Genomic DNA, 3,643 nt, shown 5'->3' on the forward strand with positions numbered 1-3,643 from the left:
GCCACGGGTCGCACCGCTCCCGACTCCCTCGGTGCGCTTTCCGTAGGCGAATTAAATTCGCCACGGGTCGCACCGCTCCCGACTCCCTACTGCTATGGAACTGCAAGCATTACCCGTAACCTACACTGACATAGAAGCCGCCGCTAAACGCCTATTGGGCAATGCCCATCAAACTCCAGTCCATACCTCCAGGACTGTCAACCAGCTCACCAAGGCTCAAGTATTCTTCAAATGCGAAAACTTCCAACGTATTGGTGCCTTTAAGTTTCGAGGGGCTTATAACGCTCTGTCACAACTATCTGAAGAACAAAAACAGCGAGGGGTTCTCACCTTTTCTTCTGGTAATCATGGCCAAGCGATCGCATTATCTGGCACCCTCCTCGGTATTCCCACCACTGTAGTCATGCCCAAAGATGCCCCAGCTGTCAAGCAAGCCGCTACCCGTGGCTATGGTGCTGAAGTAATTTTATATGATCGGGCTGAATTGAGACGAGAAGCATTAGCGGAAGAGTTATCACGCGATCGCAAACTCACTATCATTCCTCCCTACGATCACCCCCACATTATTGCTGGACAGGGTACTACGGCCAAAGAACTCCTAGAACAAGTTGGTTCACTGGATCTGTTACTGGTGTGTTGTGGTGGTGGTGGCTTACTCTCCGGATGTGCGATCGCAACCAAAACCCTATATCCTAATTGCCGTGTGATTGGTGTAGAACCAGCACAGGCCGATGATGCCACCCGTTCCTTCCATAGCAAAATCCTCCAAACTGTTGACAATCCCAATACCATTGCTGACGGAGCCAGAACTCCCAGCCTGGGTAAACTTACCTTTCCCCTAGTTCTTAATTACGTCGATGACATGGTAACTGTATCGGAAGCTGCGATTATCCGTACCATGTTTTTCCTCTGGGAACGGCTCAAAATTGTAGTTGAACCCACTGGTGCCTTAGCTGCTGCTGCCCTACTTGAAGGTATCATTAACATGCCCAATGCTCGGATTGGTGTCATTATCAGCGGTGGCAATGTGGATTTGAAGCAAATTGCTCAATTGACTGGAAACTAGGTATTAGAAGTATTAAGTTTTAAGGATTAAATATTAAGGATGAGGTATTTTTAGGATGGTACGAAGTATCCACCGTAGGCGATCGCGTTTTGGTTAGAATTGGAAGATATTGTAAGAAGGAGTGGGATTGCTTGCGTGTATTATAGAAGTTGTGCTCGCAACTCAAACTTCAGCAACGTTTAACAAATGCCACAAATTGTCTGGTCAAATTATCTACAGTATCGAGCCGAACTCAGGGGATTTGACCTAGCTAAGATCGAGGAAATCCTGAGATTTTCTGGATAGAGATATTATGATACCGTCACAGGCAGACAGATCGCAGTTGGCAAGCACGACAATCAGTTAGTCATAATTCCTTATGAACGCAGTGGTGATTTGATAACTCCAGTAACCATCCATAGCACCACCCGTCAACAACTACGATTCCGCTTAAGAACTGGGAGATTTACAATTAATGAATAATGCCAAGATGACATACTTTGAACAAGAGGATATCCTTCACCTTACCCTGTCTGATGAACCAGAAGCAGGTAGTGTCGAGATTAGTCCTAACATTACGGCCGAACTCAATGAAGCAGGAGACTTAATTGGAATAGAGATTATCCAAGCAAGTGCCTTCATCCGAGACGCCATTGTAGAATCAGCCCAGGGGAAGCTCTTGAATCTTTCGGGTAAGCATTCAGCTTAGGGACTTGGGTGTAAAAAAAATACCAATTAAAGTAGGGTGGGCAAAGTTATGTTATCTAGAAGACTGATTTTAACCAAAAGGTTTTTGCCTGATAGTAGGCTGGGCAAAGTTATCTGATCTAGAAGAATGATTTTAACCAAAAGGTTTTTGCCTGATAGTAGGCTGGGCAAAGTTATCTGATCGAGAAGAATGATTTTAACCAAAAGGTTTTTGCCTGATAGTAGGCTGGGCAAAGTTATCTGATCTAGAAGAATGATTTTAACCAAAAGGTTTTTGCCTGATAGTAGGGTGGGCAAAGTTATCTGATCTAGAAGAATGATTTTAACCAAAAGGTTTTTGCCTGATAGTAGGGTGGGCAAAGTTATCTGATCGAGAAGACTGATTTTAACCAAAAGGTTTTTGCCCACCCTACTTCTTACCAAACCACACTAAGTATAGGAAAATTACTTACTCGCTATCTCAGATTTTTGGTTTAAATCTTCCACTAACTTGACTAGATCACCATTAGTCTCTGCCCATGACTCCCGCTCATTCCTAACTTTACCGAGGTGGGATTCAATATTTGCTGGTGTAATTAGAACACCAAAATCCTCTGGAACAGTCTGAACTTGATAACTGAACAGGCGATTCAGGATTAGATCACCTACTTCCTCGCGATAATGAGAGCTATCCCAATAGTTTTTCATCCCTTCCCTAATCGATTCTGTGGTAATGCTGTTATAACCAGAAAAATCCCACAATGGTGTAATCTCCACTAACCGACGTTTCCATTCTTCAAACACTGGCCAAAGTCCAGTAACCCTAAGACTTTCCCATTGAGTAGCATGGGATGGTGATATAAATACTTTTAGCTCTATCCCTTTTTCCTTACAGGTATCAACAATGTCTTGAAGATCATCCAAAAAACTATCGGAAAGTCGATACTCTTTATAATATCCATCACTTGTCATTAAGCCCTTGAGCGTGTCCTTAAACCTTCCTAGTGAAGGTTGATCGGGCTTATTGTTATAAACAAAACGCATACCATGGGCATCATAAAGATAGTAAGCCTTTGACTTGATACTAGAACTTACGGTTGATTTGGTAGCATTCAGCGCGTTTAGGGATAGGGTCGAATTAATCAACTCTTGCAGGGGAATAGTTTCTTGATTAAGAAGACTTTCCTTAAAATCTGGAGCATTAGTTTTCAAGTCATTGAACATGAAAAAATCAATACCAATCACAACGGTTTTTAAATCCGGTTGATTAGTTATAGCATGGTCAAAATAACGTTTAACTTCATACATATTTGGACCAACTAGTGCCAAATTGTATCCGGAGTTTCCTGGTTTCAGTCCTGGGTGGTTTGGGTTAAGTCCCAGGTCAGTTCGTGATGAACCTAACAAAACGATTTTGGGTTCATTACGAATAACATCTATAGCCTTGAATAGTCTGACATGGTTAAATTGTTCAGGTTTTAACTGATTTAGACCGGGTAACTCTGGGCTATTTATGACTCCGTAAGGGTCAACAGCAGCGTTCAATAAGCCAAACCCAAATAAACTGGGAAAGGTAACTGCTGCCAAGGTTAGGTTAAATCGACGATAGGAGTTCATATATATAGGATGGTAGATGGGATGGGATTGCTATAGTGCTATTCGATTTTTAATTTTACCAGTGAAAATATTCGATGAAACAAAAAAAAACCTCAGCTGATACTGAGGCTTGTAGGGTATATTTGCTTGAGGTAAGCATTCAGCGGTCAGCGGTCAGCGGTCAGGGGTCAGCGGTGAGCAGACTTATAGCGCTACGCGCAAGTCCGCAAGTCCGCAAGTCCGCAAGTCAGAAGTAAGCGATTACTTACGTTTCGGAGTTTAGGAGCGATGCAGAGGTGCGACCCGTGGCGAATT

3 protein-coding genes are annotated in these 3,643 nt (G+C 43.1%); 2 read left to right on the forward strand and 1 reads right to left on the reverse strand.

Features of this window, described 5'->3' with window-relative positions; genetic code table 11:
• The first annotated feature begins 94 nt into the window (after positions 1-94).
• The gene (locus F6K20_RS28985; RefSeq protein WP_008187083.1) at positions 95-1,066 is read left to right on the forward strand and encodes a threo-3-hydroxy-L-aspartate ammonia-lyase; all 972 of its coding nucleotides are present in this window, start codon (positions 95-97) and stop codon (positions 1,064-1,066) included.
• A 454-nt stretch (positions 1,067-1,520) separates the two neighbouring features.
• Positions 1,521-1,754: a DUF2283 domain-containing protein gene (locus tag F6K20_RS28990; protein ID WP_008187086.1), complete on the forward strand. Its 234-nt coding sequence runs from the start codon at positions 1,521-1,523 to the stop codon at positions 1,752-1,754.
• Between the two features lie 443 nt (positions 1,755-2,197).
• Here the strand turns inward: F6K20_RS28990 and F6K20_RS28995 are convergent, their stop codons facing one another.
• Complete coding sequence (locus F6K20_RS28995; RefSeq protein WP_008187090.1) at positions 2,198-3,349, reverse strand: hypothetical protein; 1,152 nt, start codon at positions 3,347-3,349, stop codon at positions 2,198-2,200.
• Positions 3,350-3,643: the final 294 nt, after the last annotated feature.

It is taken from the genome of Moorena sp. SIO2C4 (assembly GCF_010672485.1).
Lineage (GTDB): Bacteria > Cyanobacteriota > Cyanobacteriia > Cyanobacteriales > Coleofasciculaceae > Moorena > Moorena producens.

Bases quoted from the DNA above. Each gene is read 5' to 3' on its own strand.
- F6K20_RS28985 (WP_008187083.1), top strand. From the start codon at position 95: ATGGAACTGCAAGCATTACCCGTAACCTACACTGACATAGAAGCCGCC.
- F6K20_RS28990 (WP_008187086.1), top strand. From the start codon at position 1,521: ATGAATAATGCCAAGATGACATACTTTGAACAAGAGGATATCCTTCAC.
- F6K20_RS28995 (WP_008187090.1), bottom strand. From the start codon at position 3,349: ATGAACTCCTATCGTCGATTTAACCTAACCTTGGCAGCAGTTACCTTT.